The sequence below is a fragment of the Rhodococcus phenolicus genome, assembly GCF_001646785.1.
Taxonomy (GTDB): Bacteria; Actinomycetota; Actinomycetes; order Mycobacteriales; family Mycobacteriaceae; genus Rhodococcus; species Rhodococcus phenolicus.
This window is the reverse complement of the sequence record NZ_LRRH01000034.1, coordinates 64,547-90,699: the sequence shown is the minus strand read 5'-3', so window position 1 is coordinate 90,699 and position 26,153 is coordinate 64,547. Positions and strand designations below refer to the sequence as shown.

The 26,153-nt window shown below is 69.2% G+C and carries 16 protein-coding genes and 1 riboswitch; of the genes, 5 read left to right on the top strand and 11 right to left on the bottom strand.

Annotated elements, in window-relative coordinates; translation table 11 throughout:
• Together A8G15_RS10790 and A8G15_RS10785 are read right to left on the bottom strand one after the other, a co-directional pair.
• Positions 1 to 376: lectin (locus A8G15_RS10790; RefSeq protein WP_068158926.1), on the bottom strand; the 376-nt coding region annotated here is incomplete at its 3' end.
• Positions 377 to 552: 176 nt separating this feature from the next.
• Positions 553 to 1,560 (bottom strand): alpha/beta hydrolase, encoded by a 1,008-nt coding sequence (locus A8G15_RS10785; protein WP_068158924.1) that lies wholly within the window; start codon positions 1,558 to 1,560, stop codon positions 553 to 555.
• A 156-nt stretch (positions 1,561 to 1,716) separates the two neighbouring features.
• On the opposite strand from A8G15_RS10785, the gene A8G15_RS10780 reads away from it, so the two are divergent.
• The gene (locus A8G15_RS10780; protein WP_068158940.1) at positions 1,717 to 3,081 is read left to right on the top strand and encodes a WS/DGAT/MGAT family O-acyltransferase; all 1,365 of its coding nucleotides are present in this window, start codon (positions 1,717 to 1,719) and stop codon (positions 3,079 to 3,081) included.
• Positions 3,082 to 3,105: 24 nt separating this feature from the next.
• Here A8G15_RS10780 and A8G15_RS10775 read toward each other — a convergent pair whose 3' ends face one another.
• Genes A8G15_RS10775 through A8G15_RS10765 form a run of 4 tightly spaced genes read right to left on the bottom strand, consistent with a single transcriptional unit; the run spans position 3,106 to position 7,101 of the window.
• The gene (locus A8G15_RS10775) at positions 3,106 to 4,137 is read right to left on the bottom strand and encodes an NADPH:quinone oxidoreductase family protein (RefSeq protein WP_068158922.1); all 1,032 of its coding nucleotides are present in this window, start codon (positions 4,135 to 4,137) and stop codon (positions 3,106 to 3,108) included.
• 45 nt (positions 4,138 to 4,182) lie between these two features.
• On the bottom strand, positions 4,183 to 5,220 hold the full coding sequence (locus A8G15_RS32360; protein WP_342671566.1) for a TetR-type transcription factor C-terminal domain-containing protein: 1,038 nt from the start codon (positions 5,218 to 5,220) through the stop codon (positions 4,183 to 4,185).
• Positions 5,187 to 5,444 carry a TetR family transcriptional regulator gene (locus A8G15_RS32355; RefSeq protein WP_342671565.1) on the bottom strand — a complete coding sequence of 86 codons (258 nt, stop codon included), beginning with the start codon at positions 5,442 to 5,444 and terminating at the stop codon, positions 5,187 to 5,189. Before A8G15_RS32355 ends, A8G15_RS32360 begins: the two co-directional genes overlap by 34 nt.
• A complete protein-coding gene (locus A8G15_RS10765; RefSeq protein WP_068158920.1) occupies positions 5,437 to 7,101 on the bottom strand; it encodes a class I adenylate-forming enzyme family protein in 1,665 nt (554 codons plus the stop codon). Before A8G15_RS10765 ends, A8G15_RS32355 begins: the two co-directional genes overlap by 8 nt.
• A 274-nt stretch (positions 7,102 to 7,375) precedes the next feature.
• Between A8G15_RS10765 and A8G15_RS10760 the strand changes: the two genes are divergently transcribed.
• The gene (locus A8G15_RS10760; RefSeq protein ID WP_068158919.1) at positions 7,376 to 8,701 is read left to right on the top strand and encodes an MFS transporter; all 1,326 of its coding nucleotides are present in this window, start codon (positions 7,376 to 7,378) and stop codon (positions 8,699 to 8,701) included.
• A 229-nt stretch (positions 8,702 to 8,930) separates the two neighbouring features.
• A complete protein-coding gene (locus A8G15_RS10755; RefSeq protein ID WP_068158916.1) occupies positions 8,931 to 9,731 on the top strand; it encodes a response regulator transcription factor in 801 nt (266 codons plus the stop codon).
• A 103-nt stretch (positions 9,732 to 9,834) separates the two neighbouring features.
• Here the strand turns inward: A8G15_RS10755 and A8G15_RS10750 are convergent, their stop codons facing one another.
• From A8G15_RS10750 to A8G15_RS10730, 5 genes are all read right to left on the bottom strand, one after another.
• Positions 9,835 to 11,004 carry an LLM class flavin-dependent oxidoreductase gene (locus A8G15_RS10750; RefSeq protein WP_068158914.1) on the bottom strand — a complete coding sequence of 390 codons (1,170 nt, stop codon included), beginning with the start codon at positions 11,002 to 11,004 and terminating at the stop codon, positions 9,835 to 9,837.
• A gap of 198 nt (positions 11,005 to 11,202) precedes the next feature.
• The gene (locus tag A8G15_RS10745) at positions 11,203 to 11,943 is read right to left on the bottom strand and encodes an ABC transporter ATP-binding protein (RefSeq protein ID WP_068158912.1); all 741 of its coding nucleotides are present in this window, start codon (positions 11,941 to 11,943) and stop codon (positions 11,203 to 11,205) included.
• On the bottom strand, positions 11,940 to 12,734 hold the full coding sequence (locus tag A8G15_RS10740; protein WP_068158911.1) for an ABC transporter permease: 795 nt from the start codon (positions 12,732 to 12,734) through the stop codon (positions 11,940 to 11,942). The genes A8G15_RS10745 and A8G15_RS10740 overlap by 4 nt, the downstream gene beginning before the upstream one ends.
• The gene (locus A8G15_RS10735; protein ID WP_425415084.1) at positions 12,715 to 13,722 is read right to left on the bottom strand and encodes an ABC transporter substrate-binding protein; all 1,008 of its coding nucleotides are present in this window, start codon (positions 13,720 to 13,722) and stop codon (positions 12,715 to 12,717) included. The genes A8G15_RS10740 and A8G15_RS10735 overlap by 20 nt, the downstream gene beginning before the upstream one ends.
• On the bottom strand, positions 13,719 to 14,438 hold the full coding sequence (locus tag A8G15_RS10730; protein WP_068158907.1) for a TenA family protein: 720 nt from the start codon (positions 14,436 to 14,438) through the stop codon (positions 13,719 to 13,721). The genes A8G15_RS10735 and A8G15_RS10730 overlap by 4 nt, the downstream gene beginning before the upstream one ends.
• A riboswitch (TPP riboswitch) is annotated at positions 14,431 to 14,527 on the bottom strand. It overlaps the preceding gene by 8 nt.
• Positions 14,528 to 14,805: 278 nt before the next feature.
• Here A8G15_RS10730 and A8G15_RS10725 point away from each other — a divergent pair.
• Together A8G15_RS10725 and A8G15_RS10720 are read left to right on the top strand one after the other, a co-directional pair.
• On the top strand, positions 14,806 to 24,525 hold the full coding sequence (locus tag A8G15_RS10725; protein ID WP_156665332.1) for a non-ribosomal peptide synthetase: 9,720 nt from the start codon (positions 14,806 to 14,808) through the stop codon (positions 24,523 to 24,525).
• Between the two features lie 83 nt (positions 24,526 to 24,608).
• Complete coding sequence (locus A8G15_RS10720; protein WP_068158902.1) at positions 24,609 to 26,150, top strand: carboxylesterase/lipase family protein; 1,542 nt, start codon at positions 24,609 to 24,611, stop codon at positions 26,148 to 26,150.
• The last annotated feature ends 3 nt before the right edge of the window (positions 26,151 to 26,153 follow it).

Here is a 26,153-nt window from a genome sequence, read left to right as displayed (position 1 = left end):
CCGGGGCGGGAGCCGGCTCGGCGGGAGCGGGGGCCTCGGCCTGCGCGACGGCGGTGTCGGTCGCCCAGACGGCGCGGTCACCCGCGTACAGCACGACGTTGCGGTCGTCCTGCACCGCCAGGCGCACACCTGAGTTGCCGCTGGTCTGCGACGCCCACACCGGCTCGTTGTTCTCCTTGTAGACGACGAAGTTGCCGTCCTCCTGAACATCGGCACGCACCGCGCCGGAGCCGTTCGTCATGGCAGCCCACACGGCCTTGCCACCCTCGTTCAGCACGAGGTTGCCGTCCTGCTGCAGCGTGAGGCTGTAGGCACCGTTGTCGGACTTGAGTTCCTGGCCTACGCCGAGGCTCTGGCCTGCGTTGAGAGAGCTCACCGCTTCCCTTTCGGATCGATGTAACACGGTCGGCGCCCACCCGGAGGTGGCTGCCGAGACGAACAGTACAGAGCGGTCGTCCGGTGCAGGTGGATTGGACACGCGTCCCGCGTGTTCCGGGGGCGCGCATCACAATCGGCGGCCGAACGCGGTTCGGCCACGGAGGGCTCGGGGCCTCAATCCAGTGTTCGAACGAAGGCGCCGATCTCGGCGACCGCCCGGGCACCCTCGGGAACCACCGCGGACGCGGCCTGGAACACGTGCACCTGACGCTCCCAGATCTGCAGCTCGCACGGCACCCCCGCGGCGCCGAGCCGCTGCGCCATCAGTTCGGCGTCGGCGAAGGTCATCTCGTGCGAGCCGGTCTGGATCAAGGTGGGAGGCATACCGGTCAGGTCGGCATCGACGGGTGATCCGACCGGCGCATGGCCGCCGCCACGAGCCGCGTCCACCCGGTCGATCAGGGAGGTCAGGGCGGGCACGGCTCGCCGCGGAAACAGGGCACAGTGGCGCGAATTCGAATGATCGAGCTTGCCGTGCGGATCGAGGTCGGTCAGCGGTGACAGGGCGACGATGCCGGCGGGCCGGCCCAGGCCCAGGCGCAGGGACTCGAGGGCCACCGCGAACGCGAGGAACCCGCCCGCGGAATCACCCGCGAGCACGATCCGTTCGATCGGCCGGCCCTGATCGAGAAGCCAGCGAAGGCCCGCGACGCCGTCCTCGACCGAGTCTCGGATGGGATGACCGGGCAGCAGCCGGTAGCCGACGTTGAGCACCGGGGCGCCGGTGGCGGCGGAGATCCGCGACACCATCTGCCGGTGGGTGCCCAGACCGCAGCACAGGAACGCGCCGCCGTGCAGGTACAGGATGGTCGGCCCACCGGGTACCGCCGGGTCGACGCCGGGACCGGAAAGGTACTCCGCCGCACAGGACGGCAACCGCACCGCGCGACGTCGGGTGCCGGGCACCTGCGCCAGCGGGAACGCGAGCCGCTCGACGAGGGTGGCCGGCCACGGAAGCGCCGGCGCCAGTGCCCACGCATCGATGGCGGGACGGACGGTGCGGCGCACGGACTCGGACAGGAGCCGGGAGGGAAGGCTGACACCGGCGAACTCGCGGACGTGGATCGGGTGGGCGGTCACGAGACGGGGCGGGAACGCATCGTGCGACAGTGCGGTGCTCATGCGCGGACCTCCTCCTCGTTGCTGCTCTCGCTCGCCCCTTCCCCGGTGAGACGTTTGTTCGACTTCGGTTTCTCGACGGTACGTCGGTCGTACCATCGTGCCCAGGGTCGTAACTGGATAGAGATCCTCGCGAAAGGGGCAATGCAGGTGGGAATCATGCCCGTTACGGATTCGATATTCCTGTTCGCCGAATCCCGCGAACACCCCATGCACGTCGGATCCGTCCAGCTGTACACCCCGCCCGAGGACGCCGGGCCCGACTACGTCGCCGACCTGTACGCCCGCATGGTCGCGTCCACCGACGTCGACCCCCTGTTCCGCAGGCGGCCCGGGGATCCGGTCGCGAGTCTCGGGCACGTGTGGTGGACCGTGGACCGCGACATCGACCTCGACTACCACGTGCGGCACTCGGCGCTGCCCGCACCCGGCCGGTTGCGGGAGTTGTTCGCCCTGGTCTCCCGGCTGCACAGCACGCTGCTCGACCGGCACCGGCCGTTGTGGGAGATGTACCTGATCGAGGGCCTCGCGGACGGTCGTTTCGCGTGGTACTCGAAGGTGCACCATTCTCTGCTCGACGGGGTGTCGGCGCTGCAACTGCTGCAGCGCACGCTGACCGCGGATCCGGAGGACGACGAGCCCCACGTCCCGTGGCATCTGTCGCGCCGGGGCGCCCCGGCAGGTTCGGGGAACGGATCGTCCGGATCGCTGCTCGGATCGGCGTGGTCGCTGACCGGCGATCTCGTGGGCGCGGTTCCGGCGGCGATGCGGATCGGGCGGCTCGCCGTCGGACCGCACGAGGTCGCTCTGCCGTACGAGGCGCCCCGCACGATGTTCAACGTGCCGATCGGCGGTGCGCGACGGTTCGCCGCGCAGTCCTGGAGCCGCGAGCGCATCGAGCGGGTGCGCCGCGCCGCAGACGTGACCGGCAACGACGTCGTCCTGGCGATGTGCGCCGGTGCGCTGCGGGCGTACCTGAGCGAACACGACGCGTTGCCCGACGAACCGCTGATCGCGATGGTGCCCGTGTCGCTGCGACCGAAGGACCGGCCGGGCGACGGCGGCAACAGCGTCGGGGTGACGTTGTGCAATCTCGGTACCGACCACGCGGACCCGCTGGATCGGGTCGCCGTGATCGCGGCGTCGATGGAACAGGGCAAGGCGCTGTTCGGGGACATGACGGTACTGCAGTCGCTCGCGTGGTCGGGGCTGACGATCTCACCGCTCGGCCTCGCGTCGGTGCCCGGTTTCGTCCGGCTGACGCCACCGCCGTTCAACATCATCGTCTCGAACGTGCCCGGCCCACGGAAACCGCTGTACTGGAGCGGTTCCCGGCTGGACGGGATCTATCCGACATCGGTGGTCATGGACGGTCAGGCATTGAACATCACGGTGACGAACACCGCGACGACCGTCGATTTCGGTGTGGTGGGCTGCCGTCGCACGGTGCCGAGCCTGCAGAGGATCGTGCTGCATCTGCACGACTCGCTCCTCGAACTCGAAGCGGCCCTGCAGTTGTCGTGACGGCCCGACCGTCCCGATGCACCCTCACGTCCGCGGGCGCTGCGAACAGATGATGCTCGCAGGTGAGTTCGATCGAGCGTGCATCTGCCCGGTGAGTACGACGGCCTTGCCCTCGATCTCCCCTCGGTCGAGGCATTCCAGTGCCCGAGGTAGATCCTCGAATTCGAATCGGGCCCCCACATACGGATCGACCACACCGTCGGCGATCATCCGTTCCAGGGAAGCCGCCTGCTGTTTCATCAGTCGGGAGTCGACCTCGAGGAAAGCTCCGAAAGCGGCACCCACGACGCTGATGTTCCGCAGTAGGAGCCGGTTGACCTCGATGGACGGAATCTTCCCGGCGGCGAAGCCGACGACGAGCAGACGACCTTCGGGAGCGAGGCTCCGAACGGCCTCGCCGAACAACCAATCACCCACCGGATCGAGCACCACGTCGACGCCGCGCCCGCCGGTCATCTCCCGGATCGTTGTTGCGAATCCTGGTTCCAGTACCACGGTTTCGTCGGCGCCCGCAGCTTCCGCGATGTGGGTTCGATGTGAAGCGGACACCCCGGCGACGACTCGGGCCCCGAGGCCCTTTGCGACCTGGACGGCCGCCGTGCCGACTCCGCCGGCGGCTCCCATGACGAGTACCGTCTCGCCGGGTGTGAGGCCGCCTCGTCGCGACAGTGCGAAATGCACGGTGTGGTAGTTGACGACCATGGCCGCGGCTGTTTCGAAGCTCACGGAGTCGGGAGTCGGTACGAGCGAGTTCGCCGGCACCACGGCTTGTTCGGCGAACCCGCCCTGCCAGACGAATGCAGCAGCGCGGTCGCCGGCCTGCCATCCCGAACCCTCCGGTGCGCTGGCAACTGTTCCTGCAACCTCGCAGCCGGGGACCACGGGAAGCGCGGGTCTGTGCTGATAGAGGCCCTTCGTCATCAGCAGATCGGGGAAGTTCACACCCACGGCCTCGACCTGCAGGAGAATCTCGTCGTCGGTAGGACGTGGGGTCTCGGCCGTCGTGAGGGTCAGGCCGCGGGGGCCGGTGTAATCGCCCAGTTCGAACGCTCGCATGGCTCACTCCAGGGTTGCGGTGCAGGAATCATCGGATTTCGGGTCTCACGCGGCGTACGCGAGATAGATCGATTCGCCCACCATGGCGGGCCTGTCCTGCCCACGAAGGTCGACCCTCACGGCGATCTTGTACTGGACTCCGCCGTCGCTGCGGAGGTGTGCCTCCGTGAGCCGTGCTGCCAAGCGGATCTCCGAGCCGACAGGAACGGGGTTGGTGAACCGTACCCGATCGATGCCGTAGTTCGTGCCGCGTACCTGATCGGTCAGGGTCAGGAGTTGTTCGAGCAATCGGGGGACCAGGGACAGCGTGAGGTATCCGTGTGCGACGGTGGACCCGAACGGGCCGGACGATGCCTGTTGCGGATCGACGTGGATCCATTGATGGTCGTCCGTGGCGTCGGCGAAGGTGTCGATTCGCTGCTGATCGACCGTCATCCACTCGGTGCACCCGAAGTCGTGATGTCCGAACGCGGTGAGTTCTCCGACGGTGGTCGTCAAGGCCGGCACAGTGAATCCTTTCCTCGGGCAATCCGATTCGGTGGCAACAGCACGGGATGTCCGCGCAGTCCGGTGTCCGTGATCGTGCGGGGATGCACTTCGTCGGGCCGTCCGATGGGGCGAGGCCACCTGTGCGGTCGAGCCCGGGGTTTCGTGGGTGCACTCGGCGCCGGCGAGGGTGGCGCCGACCGTTCCGAGTGCGAGCCCGGCATAACGCTCGGCCAGTTCGTCGGGGGAGAGTTCACCGCCGGGGCGGTACCAGCTTGCGATGGAGTAACCCATGTTGATGACGGCTCGTGCGGCCTCGCGCGGGTGTGGGGTGGTGAACGCACCGACGGCGACACCGCGGTCGATGACCTCGTGGAACAGTTGCTCCTGGTGGTCGCGCAAGGTGATCACCAGCCGCCGTCCCACGTCGTCGAGACTTCGAATCTCCGATGCCCCGATCAGGGCTTCGGAGCGACGGCTCGTGTGGAACAGTACCCAGGTCCTCACGAGCGCTTCGAGTTGCGACGCCGGGGTTCCGTCGGCTCGGAGCACGGCTCTCCGTGTCAGCGAGATGGCATCGCCGAGTATCTTCTCCATGATTTCCTGGAGAATGATCTGCTTGGAGGGAAAGTGGTGATAGATCGAGGCGGGGGTGATCCCGCGTCCCGGGCGATGTCTCGCACGGAGGTGCCGTGGTAGCCGAGACGCTGGAAGTTCTCGACCGCTGAATCGAGGATGCTCTCGCGGACGGTTACGGATTCTGCCTCCGAGCGTGTCGGTTCGCTGCGGCGGTCGCGGCCATCGGGCGTCGACTCACCCACGGCGCAGTTCCCGGCGCAACAGTTTGCCGCTGGCGTTTTTGGGGAGTTCGTCGAGAACGACCACGGATCGCGGATATTTGTAGGCGGCCATGCGGTCCCGGCAGAAGGCGATCAGCTCGTCCTCGCCGACGGTCGCACCCGGGACGAGGGAAACGAAGGCCTTGACGGTCTCGCCGCGATATTCGTCCGGTACCCCGACGACTGATGCTTCACGCACCGCGGGGTGCCGGTAGAGGACGTCTTCGACGTCGCGCGGCACGACCTTGTATCCGCCGGCATTGATCAGGTCCTTGATCCGGTCCACCACGAACAGCCACCCGTCCTCGGTCATCTTGCCGAGGTCGCCGGTGTGCAACCATCCGTCGCGGATGGCGTGGGCGGATTCATCCGGTAGTTGCCAGTATCCCGGTACCACCATCGGTCCTGCGACGACGATCTCGCCGGCCTCACCCGGCTCGAGATCCCGGCCGTCGACCGGGTCGACGATGCGGATCCGTGCGCCGGGGACGGGAACTCCGACGGACAGGGCACCGCTGTCGAGATCTGTCGGCGGATCGGCATGGGGCGGCCCGAGGTGGGTCGGAGACGTCGTCTCGGTCATCCCGTACGCACCGCGCAGTGTCCATCCCGAGGCGGCGCGGATCCGATCGACGAGCGCTCGGCTGACGGGGGCTCCTCCAGAAGGGGTCTTGGTCAGGGAGGAGACGTCGACTCGGTGAAGGGAGGGATGGTTGGTCAACGCGATGAATGCGGTGCACGCACCGATCATGAAGGTGCCCCGCCGCTGTTCGATCGCGCGCAGTGTCGTTTCGGCGTCGAAACGGTGCATCAGTACGAGCGGGGCGCCGCTGATGATGTGCACGCCGAAGCCGGCGACGAGTCCGGTGATGTGGAAGACCGGTGCGAGGCCGATGATGACGTCCTGTTCGTGCCGCAGATCCCACCATCGGGTGTACACCGTGGAGCTGTGCACCATGGCGCTGTGCAGGTTCATCGCTCCCTTGGAGCGTCCCGTTGTCCCGGAAGTGTAAGTGAGCGAAGCGATGTCGTGAGCGTCCGGTTCCGTGGGAGCGGGCCGGCGATCGCGGAATTCCCCCATGAGCGATCGCCAGTCCGAGGTGTCGGGGAAGACCCTCGGAGGCGGCACCTGAGAGTCGATCGCGGCGGGCATCGTCGCGTCCGGAGTCATGTCGAGGGGGTGGGTGGTGACCACGGTGTGCAGTGACGTTCGGGGGCGGATGTCGGCAACCACCGATTCGTAGAGTTCGCCGAGGCAGACCAGGGCGGTCGCGCCGGAGTCGGAGAGTATGTGCAGGAGTTCGTGGGCGCGCAGCATCGGATTGACCGCGACGGGGACGGCGCGCAACTTCCACGCCGCCAGGAGGGCGACCAGCCACTGCGGATCGTTCTGCAGGTAGATCGCGACCCGTTCGCCCGCTGTCACTCCGTTGTGGTGCAGAGCGACGGCCAACGCGTCGGCGGCTCGGTCGATGTCCGCGAAGGTCAAGGTGGCGTCGAAGTAGTGAACCGCGGCGTCGCGGGGACGGGTGGCCACATGCTCGTTCCATGCGGCGAGCATCGTCGGGTGCGGTCCGGTCAGGTCGGAGGACACGGATGCCGGGTAGTGCTTCGTCCATGGGGATGTGGCTGCATCCATTCGATTCACCATTCTTCACCTCGACTGTGTCCGGGTGCGTCACCCGGTGCGGTGGTACTCCGGTGGGCCGGCGTAGAGAAGCAGGAGCGCGGCTCGTTCTCTTGCATCGTGGAACCCGAACGATCGTTTGTCAAGATCGCATCTCTCGCGAAGTTGCCCAGTTTGAACTGGCAAAACAAACCACTTTTACCGAATCGGTTGACAATCGATCGTTAGGCGGTCCACGATCTCCGGCAATGACCTGGATCACACTTTCATCCTGGAGGTCCGACATATGACGACACAAGACGTGGGAGATCGATCCTCTCGGATCGCGGTCGATCGGGGCCATCGGAAGTCGCGCAGGGCTGCGCTCGCGGGCGGTGTCGGCACCCTGATCGAGTACTACGATTTCAGCCTCTACGGCTACATGGCAGTCGTCATCGCTCCCATGTTCTTCCCGAGCGACGATCCGATGACGTCGCTGCTGTCGGCGCTGGCGGTGTTCGGAACGGCGTACCTGATCCGACCGCTGGGCGGAATCGTGTTCGGCCATATCGGTGATCGCTTCGGGCGTAAGAAGGCCCTGATGGCCACGCTGATCTGCATGGGTGTCGGCAGCACGGCAATGGGTCTGCTTCCGACGCCCGCGCAGATCGGGATCTGGGCAACCGTTCTTCTCGTCCTGATCCGGGTGATCCAGGGCTTCTCCGCCGGCGGGGAAGTGGGAGGCTCCGCCACCTTCATCTCGGAATCGACACCGCCCCACCTCAAAGCCACCTACGGATCGTTCACACCGCTCGGCTCCACTGGAGGTTTCGCGCTCGCAGCTGCGGTCGCGGGTATCGTCTCGGCCCTCACCACGGGCGTGCAGATGGAATCGTGGGGATGGCGTATCCCGTTCCTGCTCGCTCTGCCGCTGACGTTGTTCTGCCTGTGGGTTCGTACTCGTGTCTCGGAGACCCACGACGTTTCGGAAAGTTCCGACGCGCCTCACAGTCCCGTCGGATCCGTCTTCCGGAGGCAGCCACGAGCGCTTCTCCAGGCCACCGCGATCAGTGCTGCGGTCAACGGAACCGCCTACATAGGCTTGACCTACATGGCAATCCACCTTTCCAAGCAGCTCGGTTACGACACATCGCCCGTCTATTGGGTGACCACACTCGCGATCGGCATCGCGGCATTGAGCATGCCGCTGGGGGGATTGCTCGGCGATCGAATCGGACTGACCCGCCTGATGACTCTGGGATTCGCCGGTTTCGTCGTGCTCACCTATCCGATGATGGGCATCATGCAGCACAGCTTGTTCATCGCGGCGGTCGCGTTCATCGTGATCATGATGAACTCCGTTGCCACGCAGGTGGGTGCCTACACCCTGCTTCCTCAGCTCTTCGACAAGCGCTCCCGATACACCGGTGTCGCCATGGGCTGGAACCTCGGTGTCATCATCGCCGGCGGGTCCGCACCGTTCTTCGCGGTCTGGCTCGTGGAGCAGACCGGAAACATCCTTGCGCCATCGTTCTTCGTCATCGCGCTGGCGCTCGTCGGCCTGCTCGCGGTGACGACGATTCGCGGCAGGCACACGACGGAGACCGCGGACGGATCCGGCGGCGCCGGGTAGATCACGAACTCGGATCCGGTGGTACGGGTGGTCATATCGAGGTGACCGTCCGGTCCCGCCGTCCGGCCCGGTGACCGCCGAACAGGTGATCACCGGGCCGGACCGCGAGTGTGCACCGAGCCGGAGCCTCGACGACGCCGAACGTGCGGAAAAGCTGCTTCGGCCGGTGAGCGCTGCAGGACGGAGGCTCCCACTCGAACACACACCGTAACCACCACAGGGGGCGACGATGGAACGGCGAGCATGGCACGACGAACTCTCCAGGAAGCAGGTACTGGGGATTCTGGCGGTGCTGGAACACTGCGAAGAAGCCGGGGGTGGAAAGACGTTCAAGGAAGCGTTGGTTCACGCGATATCCACCCACTTCGGAGTCCGGGACGTCACGTTCTTCCACGGGAGGACATATGCGGAGATATTCGACGATCCGGCGCCCGTCCTGACCGGCGTGGCAGCACCGCTGCTCCCGGTCTATCACGAACAGTGGCGGGACAAGGACGTCTTCGCGTTGCCTCGATCCCGCCGCGTGCTGACCTCCTGCGGATTCGCCACGCTGGACGAGCTGCCGAGGCTACCGTCCCCGCAGCATTCCTATGTCGTCGACTACCTGCGCCCCAACGATATCGGCACCGCATCTGCCATCCACCTTCCGCTCGCCGATGGTCAGGCGCTGGTCGGAATGTTCGACAAAGTACGCTCGTGGGACAGGTCCGACCTGATCGCGATGCGCGTACTGGCACGCCACTTGCGCTCGCGCACAACAACGGTCGTCGTCACGGACAATCCGGTGGATACGCTGGGGAACCTCACCCGGCGTCAGCTCGAGGTCGCGGAGCTGGTCGGCCACGGGCTGAGCAACGCCGAGATCGCCGAGAGATTGTCCCTGTCGGAGTTGTCGATCAAGAAGTACATGAGCCGGATCTTCGACGCCACGCGCCTACGCAATCGGTCGGAACTGGCGATCGCGGTGCTGCGCCGCGACCGAGGGCCGCGGGCACAGCACCGTGATCGGGAAGCCGATGCAGCTGTGTAGGCGATGACGTTCACGTCGTTCGGGGACCTCCGCGTCGGAGATGCCGAGAACATCCCGCGTGGCCCGACCGGTTGCGGTCGACGACTCGCGACGCCGGCCCTCGTCAGCCTCGGCCGAGCTCGGCTTCGTACTTCTTGGTCATGTGCTCGACGGCCTTGACGTGTTCGGCGGCCTGCCCCTCACGAACCGCTTGCGCGCGCTCGGCCGCGTCGATCATCGGCTGCGCCTGGCCCTGGAAGTACGGCATGACATCCTGGGCGAACAACTCGTAGGAGCGGCGGGTGGCCCGGGGGTCCGCCCAGTCGTGGCCCTGGATGAGCAGGGTGCCGAATCCGCCGGACTGGTCGATCAGACGCTGGACCTGGGCGCGTGCCTCTTCCGCGGTGCGGATGACGCCGATGCCGGAGGTGTTGATGAAGTCGATCATCTCGTGCTTGTTCGTGCCCCGCACATCCATCTGCGGAAAAGCCGCCACGTGCTGGAGGTAGTTGAACCAGTATTCGATTCCGTGCTCGACGTCCGCGTAGGCCTGCTCCTTGGTCTCGGCCACGTGGAACGGGCCCACCAGACGCCACGTGGATCGATCCACCTCGTCGCTGCGTCCGGCCTGGGCCGCGAACTCCTCGAGCAGACCCCAATGATGTTGCAGAGCGCTGAAACCGTCGGCGGTCAATGTTGCTGCAATGGAGAGCAATCCGATCCCGTACTTGCCTGCCAGGCGCGCCCCGGTCGGAGATGCGATCGCAGCCACCACGACGTCGAAGAGGGGGTCCGAGTAGGGTGCCATCTGGATCTTCGCGTCGAACAGTTCATGTGTGCGGGTCTTGGCGGAGACGGTCTCGCCCCGGAGCAGCCGCATGATGATGTCGGTGTTCTCCGCCAGCAACTCGCGGGTGTCGATCTGCGACAGACCGAGCATCGCCGCATCGGTCGGAAGGGAACCGGGACCCAGCCCGAACAGCACCCGGCCTCGAGTCAGGTGATCGAGCATGACCATTCGTTCCGCCGCCCACAACGGGTTGTGATACGAGACCGAGGTGACGCCCGTGCCGAGCTTGATCCGGCTGGTGCGCTCGCCTGCAGCCGCGATCATGATCTCGGGGGACGCGTAGATCTCGGCACCGGCCGAGTGGTGCTCACCGAACCATGCCTCGTCGTATCCCAGCTGTTCGAGATACTGCACCAGCTCCAGATCGCGCTGCAGGAGCAAAGTGGGATTCTGTCCCGGCTCGTGGATCGGGGCGAGGAAGATTCCGAACTTCAACCTGCTCATACGGTGCTCCCTTGTCGGTGAGGTGAGGGGTACGAGGCAAAGCTATGGTTCGGGACACGGATGGGACAGTCCGCAAAGGTGGACACTGCCCGGTGATGGATCGGGGCCGCCCGCTGCTGCCGAGCGTTCCGTGTGGATTCGTGTTCGTGCGACGGACACGAATCCACACAGAAGTGTCGAGGTGTCGGGCCGAAATGATCAGGGAGCGGTGTGCAGGACGTCGACGAGTTCGCGTTCGAGCGCGACGAACCCCGGCTCGGTCAACGTCGCGAGGGTCCGCGGCCGGGGCAGCGGGACCCGGACCTCGTGCCGGATGCGGGCCGGTCGCGGGGACAGCACCAGCACCCGGTCCGACAACAGCACCGCCTCGCGCACGTCGTGCGTGATCATCAGGACGGTCCATCGGTCGCGCATCCAGACCTCCTGCAACCACAGTTGCATGTCGGTGCGGGTCAGCGAATCCAGCGCCCCGAACGGCTCGTCGAGCAGCAGTACGTCGCGACCCTGAACGACCGTGCGCGCCAAGGCTGCCCGCTGGCGCATTCCCCCGGACAGTTCCCCGGGGCGCGCATCCTCGAATCCGGCGAGCCCGAACGCGGGGAACAGCGCCGCCGCCCGCGCCCGTGCGTCGGCACGGGACATCCCCTGCACCTCGAGACCGAGCGCGCAGTTGTCCACGACGCTGCGCCACGGGAACAGCAGGTCCTTCTGCGGCATCAATGCGGCCCGCCCCGGTGCCGCCGGTTCGCCACCGACGGTGACGCTGCCGGAATCGGGGGCGTCGAGGCCGGCGATCAATCCGAACAGGGTGGACTTGCCGGAGCCGCTCGGCCCGATCACCGAGACGAATTCGCCTCCGGCGACGTCGAAGTCGATACCGTCGAGCACCGGACGGCCGCCGAAGGAACGGTGCACCGCGTCGGCGGTCACGGCGCTCATGGACGGCTCCCGGGGGTCAGGGCCCAGGGTGCGACGATCCGCTCGACCAGAAACGTGAGCAGATACAGGGCCAGTGACACCGCGGCGGTGACGAGCACCGCGGCGAGCACCAGATCGGTGCGGAACGAGTTCTTCTGGGTGCTCATGTAGATGCCCAGTCCGGATGTCGCCCCGACATACTCGGCGAACACCGCGCCGACGACCGCGTAGGTGATGCCGATGCGCAGCGCCGTGAAGAACCGCGGCAGCGCCGACGGCAGCCGCACGTACCGGAACACCTGGCGCCGGGACGCCCCCATGCTGCGCAGCAACGCCCCCGCCTCGCGGTCCGCGGCGGCGAATCCCTCGATGAGCCCGATCGCCATGGGAAAGAACGTCGCCAGCGCGATCACCAGGATCTTCGGGAGCAGCCCGAAGCCGAACCAGATGATCATCAGGGGCGCGATCGCGATGATCGGCAGGGTCTGCGACACCACGAACAACGGCACCAGCGCGCGGCGCAGCCACGGCGAGAAGTCCACGACGATCGCCAGGGCCCACGCGACCACGAGGGACACCGCGAACCCGACGATCGTCACCTGCAACGTCGACCACGTGTGCGTGACCAGATCGGCCCGGTGCGCCCACCCCTGCCCGAGGACCCGGGCGGGGGAGGGCAGCACCTGCGGGCGGATCCCCGACCCCGTCACGTACAGCTGCCAGAGCGCGACGAGAGCGAGCACCACGACCGCGGCCGGAGCGGCCGTGCGGATCCAGCGACGCGGCGACGGATCAGGGCTGGAGGTAGTCATCGGTGAAGTACGTCGACCAGTCCGGTTCCTCGGTGAGCGGCCGGCCGTCGGGACCGGCGAGCAGACCCTTCTCGTACAGGAACCGCGAGTAGCCGGTCCAGCGCTCGAGGCTCTGGGTCCCGACCGTCCCGTTCTCGTCGCGCAACTGGTTCGCCGAGAGCATGCGCTGACTCTCGTAGACGAGGGCCTCGTCCTCGAACGCGCCGGGGTTGGCGTCGACGAGATCCTTCGCCGCGCGGTCGGGATCGTCGGCGGCGATCTCGTAGCCGCGCTGCACGGCCTGGACGAACGCGCGGGCCTGTTCCGGGTGCGCCGCGAGCCAGTCCTCGTTGCCGCTGATCACGATCGCGTAGGCGTCGGGGAAGCCGTGGTCCGTGTAGGAGAAGTAGCGCATGGGCAGGCCGCGATGTTCGGCCTCGATGCCCTCCCACGCCAGGTAGGACGCGGTGAAGTCGGCGGTGCCCGAGTACACCGCCTCGTACGCGGAGGTGCCGAGCGTGACGGAGGTGAACTCGCCGCGCCCGCCGTCGTTGCGGATGACCTGGCGGAGCGTCTCCTCGTCGCCGGGGTCACCGAACCCCGCGTAGGTGTGCCCGTCGAGGTCCTTCGGGCTCGCGAGATCTGCGCGGTCCGCGCGGACGGCGATGCCGGTCGCCCAGTGCTGCAGCGGGGCGAGCACCGAGACGGTGCGCGACCCGGCGGCGCGGGCGAAGGTCGTCATCCCCTGGGTGGAGATGCCGAACTCGGCGTTGCCCGCGTCGACGAGGGTGTCCGGGGTCGTGTTGTTGTACGGCAGGATCTCCACGTCGAGACCGGCGTCGGCGAACAACCCCTCCTGCATCGCCACGTACAGGCCGGTGTGGTTGGTGTTCGGCGTCCAGTCCAGGGCGAAACGGATCGTGTCGCCGGAGGAGGTCGGGGAGCAGGCCGGGACCAGCGCGAGTGCGGTGACCGCGACCAGGAGAGCGGTGAGGCGGCGCAGGTTCACGGGGCGGGCCATTCCTGCCGGTGCAGAGCGGTGTCCCAGAACATCAGCTCGTAGCGGGTGGCCACGGTGAACGCGTCGAGCATCGCGGCCCGGTCGGCGTCGGTGGCGGCGGCCGCCGCGGCGTCGACGAGTTCGCGGGCCGTCGCGACCGACGCGTGGAACTCGGGAGCGTCGTAGGCGGTGACCCACTGCGCGTACGGGTGCTGTGGGTCGGCGGCGAGGACCCCGGAGGCCCGGGCGGCGAGGTCGCGACCCACCTCGGCGTAGATCCAGAAGCACGGCAGCACGGCGGCGGCACCGACCGCGTACGGCTCGGTGGCGACGGTCGCCGTCAGATACGACACGTACCCGAGGCACGCGGGGGAGTGCGTGGGGGCACCCTCACCGGGCGGCAGGACTCCGCCGGTGAGCAGGCTCGAGTGCAGTGCCGACTCCTCGGTGGCGGCCACGGCGGCGCTCGTCGCCCAGAACGCGGCGGTGGCCGGATCGGGTGACTTCGCCGACAGCAGCGCGAGGGCCTTGGCGTACCCGGCCAGGTACAGCGCGTCCTGTTCGATGTAGAAGCGGAACGCGTCGAGCGGCAGCGTTCCGTCGCCGAGGCGGTGGAGGAACTCGAGGTCGTCGATCGACCGGCGCAGCGCATCGGTGTGCTGCCACATCCGGTCGGTGAAACGGCCGGTGGTCACGGATGGTGAAACGTCAACGGACACAAGCATTCCGGGACATCCCTTCGTCAGAATTACCTGATCAGGTTCTACGGGTGTGATCTCAGCCCCGCTCGTGCGGAGCACCCCGTGTCGGACGAACGCGACCATAGCAGGCGCTCCGGGGGACGTGACCTGCGGGCCACCGGCGCCACCCGGCGGGTACACCCGGGAGAATGTCCCGGCAATCGGTTCCGTGAAGAGAAAACAAGCTGTATGTTTGGCGATCGTCAGCACGGTCGCCACCGGTGTGAAGTTTCCCGACGATTCCGTGCGACGACCATGCTGCGAGACCTCCCGGCTCGCGCTCGGGCGGTCGCGGGACGGTGTCGACGGCGACTCCGCCTGCGCACAGTGATGGGGAAAGGTGGAAGACGGGATGCGGGACGTCGAGGATTCCGGACGGTCGGATCTCGGGAATCTGCCGCGACTGATCGCGAACGTTGTCTCGCGTGACCCCGAGCGGGTGGCTCTGGTCCGCGACGGAGCGGTCGTCACCTACGCCGGGCTCAACGAGGAACTGGCCGCACTCGGCGCCGCCATGGGCGACGCGATCGGACCCGATGCGCTCGTCCCCGTCGTGCTGACCGGCCTGCTGCCCGGACTCGCCGGGACCGGTCCCGACGACGTCGCCGTCGCCCTCGCCGAACTGTCCGACGACCTCGCCGCGTTCGCGGCCGAGGAGCAGGCACCGGAACCGGTGCGACCGGAGACGCTGCCCGCGGCCTTCGCCGTGCAGGCCGCCGCGACGCCCGATGCCGTGGCCGTCGAGTTCGAGGGCGTCGAGCACACCTACGGCGACCTCGCGGACCGGTCCCGGCGCCTGGCCCGCCACCTCGTCGCGTCCGGCGTCGGCCCGGGCGTCACCGTCGCCGTCGCGTTGCGGCGCTCGTTCGATCTGCTCGTGGCCGTGTACGCGGTGCTCGAGGCGGGCGGCGCGTACGTGCCGCTCGATCCCGACCACCCCGCCGAGCGGTTGACGTACATCCTCGACGTCGCCGAGCCCGCGGTTCTGCTCACCGGGTCCGCTGCACCGGTGCCCGTGCCCGAGGGCATCGAGGTGCTCGACGTGTCGGCACTCGAGCTTGGGTCCGTGTCGGCGGAGCCGCTCACCGATGCCGAACGCCGGCGTCCGCTGCACGCGGCCGACACCGCCTACGTCATCTTCACCTCCGGATCCACCGGACGCCCGAAGGGTGTCGCCGTCAGCCACGAGGCGATCGTCGCGAACCTGCGCTGGCGGCAGGATCGGTACCGGCTCGACTCCGCCGACGTGGTGCTGCACAAGACCCCCGTCACGTTCGACGTGTCCGTGTGGGAGTTGTTCTGGCCGTTGCAGACCGGGGCGCGGCTCCTCGTCGCCGCGCCCGAGGGGCACCGGGACCCGCGCTACCTCGCGGACCTCATGCGCGATCGCGGTGTCACCGTCGCACATTTCGTGCCGTCGATGCTCGCGGTGTTCGTCACCGAAGCCGAACTCGATTCGCTCACCTCGCTCCGGTACCTGTTCGCGTCCGGCGAAGCGCTGCCGGCGCGCATCGCCGTGCTGGTCCGGGAGTTGCTGCCCGCGGTGGCGGTCCACAACCTGTACGGCCCCACGGAGGCGGCCGTCGACGTGACCCACCACGAGGTCACCGACGCCGACGTCGACTCGGTGCCGATCGGTGCCCCCATCGCCGACACCGATCTGCTGATCCTCGACAGCGCACTGAACTGGGTGCCGGCCGGTGCGCAGGGCGAGCTGTACCTCGCCGGGACGCAGCTGGCCCGCGGGTACGTCGCCCGGCCGGAACTGACCGCCGAACGATTCGTCGCCAACCCGTACGGAGCTCCCGGTGAGCGCATGTACCGGACCGGCGACCTCGTGGTGCGTTCGCGCGGCGGCGAGCTGGAATACCTGGGACGCAGCGACTTCCAGGTCAAGATCCGCGGGCTGCGCATCGAGCTCGGCGAGATCGAGGAGACCCTCACCCGGCAGGACGGCATCGCACAGGCCGCCGTGCGCGTGCACGGCGACGACACACTGGGCGATCGGCTCGTCGCGTACGTGCGGCTGCACCCGGCCGCCTCGTGGGACGAGGACGCTCTCGTCGCCGCGCTCTCCGCGTCCCTGCCGGACTACATGGTTCCCACCGCGTACTGCGTGCTCGACGAGTTCCCGCTGACCACGAGCGGCAAGCTCGACCGCGCGGCGCTGCCTGCGCCCGCGGCGCCGGTGCCGGCCGACGACGACCGCCTGCCCGAGACGCCCACCGAAACGGTGGTGGCCGCGGTGTTCGCGGAGATGCTGGGCCGGGACCGGGTCGGCGGTGACGACGACTTCTTCGCGCTCGGCGGCAATTCGCTCGGCGCGGTCCGCGCGGCCTCCCGCATCTCGGCGCGGCTCGGGCGGCCGCTGTCCGTCCAGGACTTCTTCGACGCCCCGACGGTCAGCGGCGTCGCGCGGCTGGTGGACCGGACGACCGGCGACGACCCGGCCGGCGGAGCCCTGGTCGCCACCCCGCGACCGTATCCGGTTCCACTGGCGCCGGCGCAGACCCGGCTGTGGGTCCTCGACCGCCTCGACCCCGGCTCCGCCCTCTACAACATCCCGCTCGCGGTCCGTCTCACCGGCGACCTCGACGTCGACGCGTTGCAGCAGGCCGTCGGCGATCTCGTGGAGCGGCACGAGGTGCTGCGCACCGCCTACCCGGAGGTGGACGGCGCCGGCACCCAGCTGGTGCTTCCGATCGGCGGCGCCCAGCGGGCCGTCCCGATCGAGACGGTCGGGCCGGACGAGGTCCCGGCCCGGATCGACGCGCTGGTGTCGGAGGGATTCGACATCGCCGAGGCCGCCCCGGTGCGCATCCACCTGCTGCGGGTGGCGGACGACGAGCACGTCCTCGTCGTCGTCGTCCACCACATCGCCGGGGACGGATTCTCGGCGGGGCCGCTCACCCGCGACCTGATGCGCGCCTACGGCGCACGGACGGAGGGAATCGCCCCCGAACGCCTCCCACTTCCGGTGCAGTACGCGGATTACGCACTGTGGCAGCGGGATCGGCTCGGTGACGCCGACGAGCCCGATTCGCTCATCGCGCGGCAGCTGGGTTACTGGCGCGAGGAACTCGCGGGACTGCAGGACCGGCTCGAGCTGCCCACGGATCGGCCGCGTCCGGCGGTGGCGTCGCAGGCCGGCGCCGCGGTCCCCGTGGAGATCCCGGAGGACATCCACCGGGCGGTGACCGAACTGGCCCGCGCGACCGGCACCACCGAGTTCATGGTGGTGCACGCGGCGCTCGCGGTGCTTCTCGCGCGACTGTCCGGAACCTCCGACGTGGCGGTCGGTACCCCCTCCGCCGGGCGCGGCGACGCGGGCCTCGACGAACTCGTCGGCATGTTCGTCAACACGCTCGTGCTGCGCACCCCGATCGACGCGTCGGAGTCGTTCACGCAGCTGCTGGCCCGGGTCCGCGACATCGACCTCGGGGCGTTCGGTCACCAGGACGTGCCGTTCGACTGCATCGTCGAGGACCTCGCGCCGGCGCGGTCGCAGGCCTACCACCCGCTCTTCCAGGTGATGCTCGCATTCCAGAACCTCGGGGTGACGGAACTCGAACTTCCGTCGCTGACCGTCGCCGCCGTCGACGTCCCGACGCGCCGGGCGAAGTTCGATCTCCAGGTCACCCTCGCCGAGCGTTTCGGCGATGACCGCGAGCCGGGCGGCATCCACGGTGAGGTCGCCTACGCGACGGACCTGTTCGACGCAGGCACGGTCGCGGTGTTCGTGCGGCGTCTCGTGCGGATCCTCGCCGAGGCCACCGCCGCACCCGATCGTGCCGTCGGAGACCACCGGCTGCTGGATCGGGCCGAGCTGGGCACCGTGCTCGGGCGGTGGAACTCGACGGATCGGCCGGTGCCGCCGGCCACCGTGCCGCGGCTGCTCGATGCGCAGGCCGCACGCACCCCGCACCTGCAGGCCGTCATCGACGACGACGGCGTCCTGACCTACGCGGACTTCGCCGCACGGGTGCACCGGACGGCACGCCGGCTCGTCGCCGCCGGGGTCGGCCCCGAGCGCACCGTCGCGATCGTCGCACCGCGCTCGACCGAGCTGCTGGTGGCGGCCCACGCGGTTCTGCACGCCGGTGGCGCGTACGTCCCGGTCGATCCCGATCAGCCCGCCGCACGCACCGAGCGAGTGCTCGCCGCGGCACGTCCTGTGGCGGTGCTCGTCGGATCCGGTGTCGACTGGCACGACGGGGACCCCGCGGTGCCCGTGTTGCGGATCGGCGACGTCCCCGACGTCGGCGACGGACCGCTCCACGACGCGGAACGGCTCGCGCCGCTGCGTCCCGACAACACGGCATACGTGTTGTTCACGTCCGGGTCGACCGGCGAACCGAAGGGCGTCGCCGTGCCGCATCGGGCGGTGGTCAACCAGCTGCTGTGGATCGCGGATCTGCTCCGGATCAGCGTCGCCGATACCGTCCTGTGGAAGACCCCCGCGACGTTCGACGTGTCGGTGTGGGAGATGTTCGCGCCCTTGGCATCCGGTGCCCGGATGGTGGTGGCCCCGCCGGACGCGCACCGCGACCCGCGGCAACTGGCCGACATCATCGCCCGCCGCGCGATCACCCTGACCTCGTTCGTGCCGTCGATGCTGTCGGTGTTCGCGACGACCGTGCCCGACCCGGCGGCGTTGCGGACGCTGCGTGCGGTCGCCGTGGCGGGTGAGGCGCTGCCCGCGGCCACCGTCGGTGCGTTCCGGGCGGTGTCGCGCGCTGCGGTCCACAATCTGTACGGGCCCACCGAGTTCACGGTGCACGCGACCTCGGCCCTGGTGCCGCCGATGCCGTATCCGGCGTCGCGTCCGGTGCCGATGGGACGCCCGGTGTGGAACACCCGGGCGGTGGTACTGGACTCGCGCATGCACCCGGTTCCCGTGGGGGTTCCGGGTGAGCTGTACCTGTCCGGTGTGCAGGAGGCCCGCGGGTACCACGGCCGGCCGGACCTGACGGCCGAACGGTTCGTCGCGGACCGGTTCGGGCCGCCCGGGACACGTCTGTACCGCACCGGCGACGTCGTGCGGTGGACCGCCGAGGGACACCTGCTGTACCTGGGCCGCACCGACTCCCAGGTGAAGATCCGAGGGGTGCGCATCGAGCTCGGCGACATCGAGTCGGCGCTGCTGAACCGGTCGGAGGTGGCGCAGGCGATCGCGACGGTGCATTCCGCCGCCACCGGCGACCGGCTCGTCGCGTACGTCGTCCCGGCACCGGCCGAGGTCGCGGCCGGTGTGGACCCCGAAGCGCTGCGCAGCGCGCTCGTCCGTGTCCTGCCCGCCCACCTGGTGCCGGAGACGATCGTGGTCGTGGACGGTTTCCCGGTCACCTCGTCCGGCAAGCTCGACCGCGCGGCCCTGCCCGCCCCGGTTTTCGCGGCCCGCGAGTTCGTGTCGCCCGCCACCGAGGTGGAGAAGCTCGTCGCGGACGTGTTCGCCGCCGTTCTCGGTGTCGAAGCGGTCGGAGCGCAGGACGATTTCTTCGCGCTCGGCGGGAACTCGCTGTCGGCCACCCAGGTCGCGGCGCGACTCTCCGACGCGCTGAGCGCGGAAGTGACGGTGCGGTCCTTGTTCGACACCCGCACCGTCGCCGAGTTCGCCTCGCTGATCGAGGATTCCGAGTCCGCAGGTGCCGTCGGGGGACCGGTTGCCGGGCCCCGGCCGGAGCGGCTCCCGCTGTCCTGGTCCCAGTCCCGGATGTGGTTCCTCAACCGGTTCGACACCGGTTCGGGCCTGCACAACATCCCGCTGGTCGTCCGGCTGTCCGGGAACCTGCACGTCGACGCCCTGCGCGAGGCGTTCGGTGATGTCGTGGCCCGGCACGAGGTGCTGCGCACCGTCTATCCCGAATCGGACGGCACCGGCCACCAGGTCGTGCTGACCGGGGAGCAGGCACAGCCGCAGCTGCCGGTCCTCGAGCTCCCCGCCGACCGTCTCGACGGGGAGCTGGCAGCCCTCGTCGCCGCCGGATTCGACGTCACCGCCGAGATTCCCGTCCGCGCACGGCTCCTGCACACCGGAGGCGACGAGTACGTGCTCGCGGTGGTCGTCCACCACATCGCCGCGGACGGGTTCTCGGTGGCCCCGCTGATCCGGGACCTCGCGACCGCCTACACCGCCCGGGTCGCCGGGGAGGCGCCCGACTGGGAACCGCTGCCCGTGCAGTACGCGGACTATGCGCTGTGGCAGCGTGAGATCCTCGGCGACGAAACCGATCCGGAATCGAGCCACAGCCGGAAACTGGCCTACTGGCAGGAGCGGCTCGCCGGACTGCCTGCACAACTCGACCTGCCGAGTGACCGTCGCAGGCCCGCGACCGGATCCGGTCGCGGCGGGCAGATCCACGCGACGATCCCGGCCGCGACCCGCGCCGCGATCGACGCGACGGCCGAACGTTCCGGTGCCACACCGTTCATGGTGGTGCATGCCGCGCTGGCATTGCTGCTGGCGCGACTGTCCGGGTCCACCGACATCGCCGTCGGCAGCCCGCTGGCCGGCCGCGGCCACCGGGTGCTCGACGATCTCGTCGGCATGTTCGTCAACACGGTCGTGCTCCGCACCGAGGTCGACCCCGCCGAGTCGTTCGGCGCGTTCCTCTCCCGGGTCCGGGACATCGACCTCGGCGCGCACGCGAACTCCGAGGTGCCGTTCGAGCGGCTCGTCGAGGTTCTCGATCCCGAGCGGTCGCCGGGACGGCATCCGCTGTTCCAGGTCGCGCTGGCCTACCAGAACTTCGCGCGGCAGGAACTCGCGCTGCCGGAACTGACCGTCGCGGAACTGCCGGTCGAGACGCACCTGTCGAAGTTCGATCTGCAGTTCGCGATCGGTGAGACCACCGACGGAAGCGACGGGCCGGGGGCGCTGTCGCTGGTGATCGGCTACGCCACCGACCTGTTCGACGCCGCGACCGTCGAGGTTCTGGCCGAGCGTCTGGTACGGATCCTCGACGCCGTCACCGCAGCGCCCGGCACGGCGGTCGGCGACGTCGAGATCCTGTCGCCCGACGAGCGGGCCGGGGTGCTCGCGTCGGGCCGCCGGGTCGGCCTGCGGCCGCAGGCACTGCCCGACCTGCTCGACGCGGCCGCCTCCGATCCCACCGCGGTCGCGGTGGTGAGCGGCGACACCGCACTGACCTACGGAGCCCTCGACGCCGCGGCGCGCCGGTGGGCCCGGGTGCTGCGCGAAAGCGGGGTCGGCCGAGGCGATCTCGTGCTCGTCGCCGTCCCCAGGTCGGCCGAATCGATCCTCGCGATGTGGGCGGTCGCGCGCTGCGGTGCCGGGTTCGTTCCCGTCGACGTGGACCATCCTGCGGACCGGCTCGCGTACGTCGTCGCGGATTCCGGTGCCCGCGTGGGGCTTACGCTGACCGGGCATCGTCCCGCGTTGCCCGCCGGCCCCCGGTGGCTCGCACTCGACGAGGAGGGCGTCGAGACATTCGCCGCCGCACCGTATTCCGACTCCGCTCGGGATGAATTCCCGCCGGTGCATCCCGGTGACGTCGCATACGTGATCTACACCTCCGGCTCGACCGGCACGCCGAAGGGCGTGACCGTCACACACACGGGCCTGTACAACCTGTGTGTGGAGGTGCGGGAGAGGTACCGGATCGACACGCGGTCCCGCGTGCTGCACGTCGCCTCCCCGAGCTTCGACGCGTCCGTCCTCGAACAGGTCTTCGCGCTCTCGGCCGGCGCGACCGTCGTCGTCGCGTCGGCGCACGAGTACGGCGGCGCCGCGCTCGCCGGGCTGATGCGGGACCGGGCCGTCACCCACGCGTTCCTCACCCCGTCCGTTGCCGCGACCGTCGACCCGGACGGCCTCGACGACTGTCGCGTCCTCGTCACCGGCGGCGAGGCGGTGACCGGCGACGTGGTCGGCCGATGGTCGGCCGGTGGCCGTGCCGTGTTCAACGCGTACGGACCCACCGAAGCGACGATCATGACGCACACCGCCGGCCCGCTGTCGCCGGACGCGCCGATCGCTCTCGGTCATCCCGTGCGCGGAGCAGGTCACCTGGTGCTCGATTCGCGGCTGCGGCCCGCTCCGGTCGGCGTACCCGGAGAGCTGTATCTGGTGGGTGACGCCCTGGCCCGCGGCTATCACCGTCGGTCCGCGCTCACCGCGGATCGTTTCGTCGCCGATCCCCACGGCGGGTGGGGCGAGCGCATGTACCGCACCGGCGACGTGGCGAGCCGTACCGCCACCGGCGAACTCGTCTATCACGGACGCTCCGATTTCCAGGTCAAGATCCACGGACTGCGCATCGAACTCGGCGAGATCGACGCGGTGCTCCTGGCCGACGACGCGGTCGCCGCGGCCGTGACGGTGGGGCGGAACACCGCCCCGCGGCTCGTCTCCTACGTCGTGCCCACGGTCGGACGCGACCTCGACGAGCAGGAACTGCTGCGAGCCGCTGCGTCCCGGCTGCCCGCGCACATGGTGCCCTCGGCGATGGTGGTGCTCGACTCGCTGCCGCTCACCCCGTCCGGCAAGCTGGACCGGCGGGCACTGCCGGCGCCGTCGGTTGTCTCGCGGGCGTTCCGTGCCCCGTCGACCCGGTACGAGCAGGGCGTCGCCGAGATCTACGCGCGCCTGCTCGGCGTCGACCGGGTCGGCGCGGACGACGACTTCTTCGATCTCGGCGGGCACTCGCTGCTGATCCTGTCGCTGGCCTCCGCCGTCGCCGATCGTTTCGGTGTGGAGGTCACGGTCCCGCAGTTGTTCGAGCACGCGCCGGTCTACCGGCTGGCCGGGCTGATCGAGGCCGGAGCACCGGACGCTTCGCCCGCCGCCGAGTGGGAGGGCGACCTCGACCTTGCCGCGGACATCGTCCCGGACGGGATCCCGGCGGCCCGGCCGGACGGCCGGCGCGTGCTGCTCACCGGAGCCACCGGCTTCCTCGGCCGGTACCTGTTGCGGGATCTGCTCTCGCACAGCGGCATGCGGGTGTGGTGCCTGGTGCGGACGAACTCCGAGGCGGAGGGACTGGACCGGATCGAGGCGGGTCTGCGGGCCTTCGGATTGTGGCGCGAGTACTACCGCGGACGGATCGTGGTGGTGCCGGGTGACCTGGCACAGCCGCGCTTCGGACTGTCCGAGACGGAGTTCGACGATCTCGCGCGCGGTGTGGACGTCATCGTGCACAACGGCGCCCGCGTCAACCACATCGAGCCGTACAGCAGGATGCGTGCGGCCAACGTGTCCGGCACCGAGGAGGTGCTCCGGCTCGCGGTCACCGCAACGGTCAAGCCCGTCCATTTCGTCTCCACCGGCTCGGTGCTCACCGACACGGCCCTGCCCGTGTCCGAGGACGGAACACCGCGGCTCGTGGGCGAGGACGAGCGGCTGGCCACCGAGCGGGTGATGGACTCGGGGTACGTGCGCAGCAAGTGGGTCGCCGAGGAACTCGTCGCCGTCGCGCGGCGTCGTGGTATCCCGGTCTCGATCTATCGGCCGGGACTGATCAGCGGCGACACCGTGTCCGGCGCAGCCGGGACCGACGACGCGTTCTGGAACGTCGTCCGGGCGATGGTGGCGCTGCGGATGGTGCCGGAGTCGGCGGTCGGTTCGGTCGCGCTCGTCCCCGTCACGTACGTCGCGGGGGCGCTGGTCGCGCTCGCCCTCGAGCCCTCGACGATCGGCGGGAACTTCCACCTCGTCAACCGGCGTCGCGTCGCCGCGGACGATCTCGTCGCGCGGCTGCGGGCGCACGGGTTCACGCTGCGTCCCGTGTCCGACGAGGTGTTCGCGACCGCTCTCGTCGAGACCTCGCAGACGCTGTCCGAGCAGGGCGACGATCGGCTCACCCGGGCGATGCTGGTCGCGGGGGAGTTCGCGCAGGGACTGTCCGAGGCAGAGGACTTCGACGACACCAACGCGCGCCGCGCGCTCGCGGACACCGGCATCGAATGCCCGGTGGTCGACGACGAGGTGCTGGCCTGGTACGTGAGCTACTTCGCGCACATCGGCTTCCTCGAACCGCTCGCGGACGGAGTCGTGGCGACGACCGGGGAACAGGTTGCGGCGGATGCGGTGGTGGACGGGGCCGGCGGCTAGGGAACCGGCGGTCGCGGTCCGGACTCTGCATCGCCTGTGCAGATTGTTGGTACCTTGGCGACAGTTCGGGAACGGGAGGTCACGTGGAATCCGAGACGCTCACGATCGACTGCAAGTACGGTTCGGCGCGCGGATACCGGGACGGTTCGGTGTTCGTGTGGAAGGGGCTTCCCTACGCGGCCTCCGCGGGTGGTGACCTGCGTTTCCGATCCCCCGAGCCGCCGGAGCCGTGGGCCGGGGTGCGCGACTGCCGGGACTTCGGTCCGGTCGCACCACAGGGCCGCGACAACCCGATCCGGGTCGACGCCGACCAGACGATCGGGGAGGACTGCCTCTCGCTGAACATCTGGGCGCCCGAGCCGGACGGCGAGCCGCGCCCGGTGATGGTGTGGATCCACGGCGGCGCCTACGTGCTCGGTTATTCGGGCCAGAAGATCTACGACGGCCGGCAGCTCTGCGAGACCGGCGACGTCGTGGTGGTGACCCTCAACTACCGGCTGGGGGCTCTCGGGTTCCTCGACCTGTCGTCGTTCTCGACGGCGGAGTCGACGTTCGAATCGAACCTGGGGTTGCGCGACCAGATCGCGGCGCTGGAATGGGTGCGCGACTGCATCTCGGCGTTCGGGGGCGATCCGGCGCGGGTGACGGTGTTCGGGGAGTCGTCGGGCGGTGGCTCGATCACCACGCTGATGACGGTGCCGCGCGCCGAGGGGCTGTTCCATGCGGCCATCGCGCAGTCACCGCCGGCGACGTCGGCGTACGGGCGTGAGCGTGCCGCGAGCGTGGCGGAACGGTTCCTGGAGATCGTCGGCGTCCCGCGGTCCCGGGTGTCGGCGCTGCGGGATCTGCCGTACGAGCAGCTCGTCGCGGCCGGCGACGAACTGGCCCGCCGGGTCCCGCTCGAGGTGCCGGGCACCCTGGCGCTGGCGCCCGTCGTCGATCGTGATCTCGTGCCGAAGTACCCGGTGGCGGCGTTCCAGAAGGGCCTTTCCCACCGGATCCCGTTGATCATCGGATCGAACCGGGACGAGCCGTCGATCTTCCGGTGGATGAAGTCCCCGTTGATGCCGGTCGACGACACCGCGGTGCAGGGCATGTTCGCCGCCCTCGCCGCGGACGGGGCGGACCTGCCGCCGGAGCGGATCGAGGAGATCGTCGCGGCGTACCCGGCCGAGACGAAACCGAGTGGTGCGATGGCCCTGTCGCGCGACGCGGGTTTCCGGATGCCGGTGCTGTGGATCGCCGACGCGCACAGCGCGCATTCAGCGACCTGGGTGTACCGTTTCGACCATGCCACGCCCGCCCTCCGGGCGGCGCGGATCGGAGCCGGGCACGCCACTGAACTGCCTTACGTCTTCGGCAATTTCGGCACACTCGGGCACGATCCGACGTTCTGGCTCGGCGGCCGGAAGGCCGCCACCGAACTGTCCGGCCGGATCCGGCGCCGCTGGACGGCGTTCGCGCACCACGGGATGCCCGCCGCGCTCGACGGATCCCGCCACTGGACGCCGTACACGGCCGAGACCCGTATGACCCTCGTGCTCGACGCCACCGACTCGGTCGTCCCCGATCCGGACGGGCATCTTCGTGAGATGTGGGGCGACCGGGTCATGGGCTTCAGTTAGTCC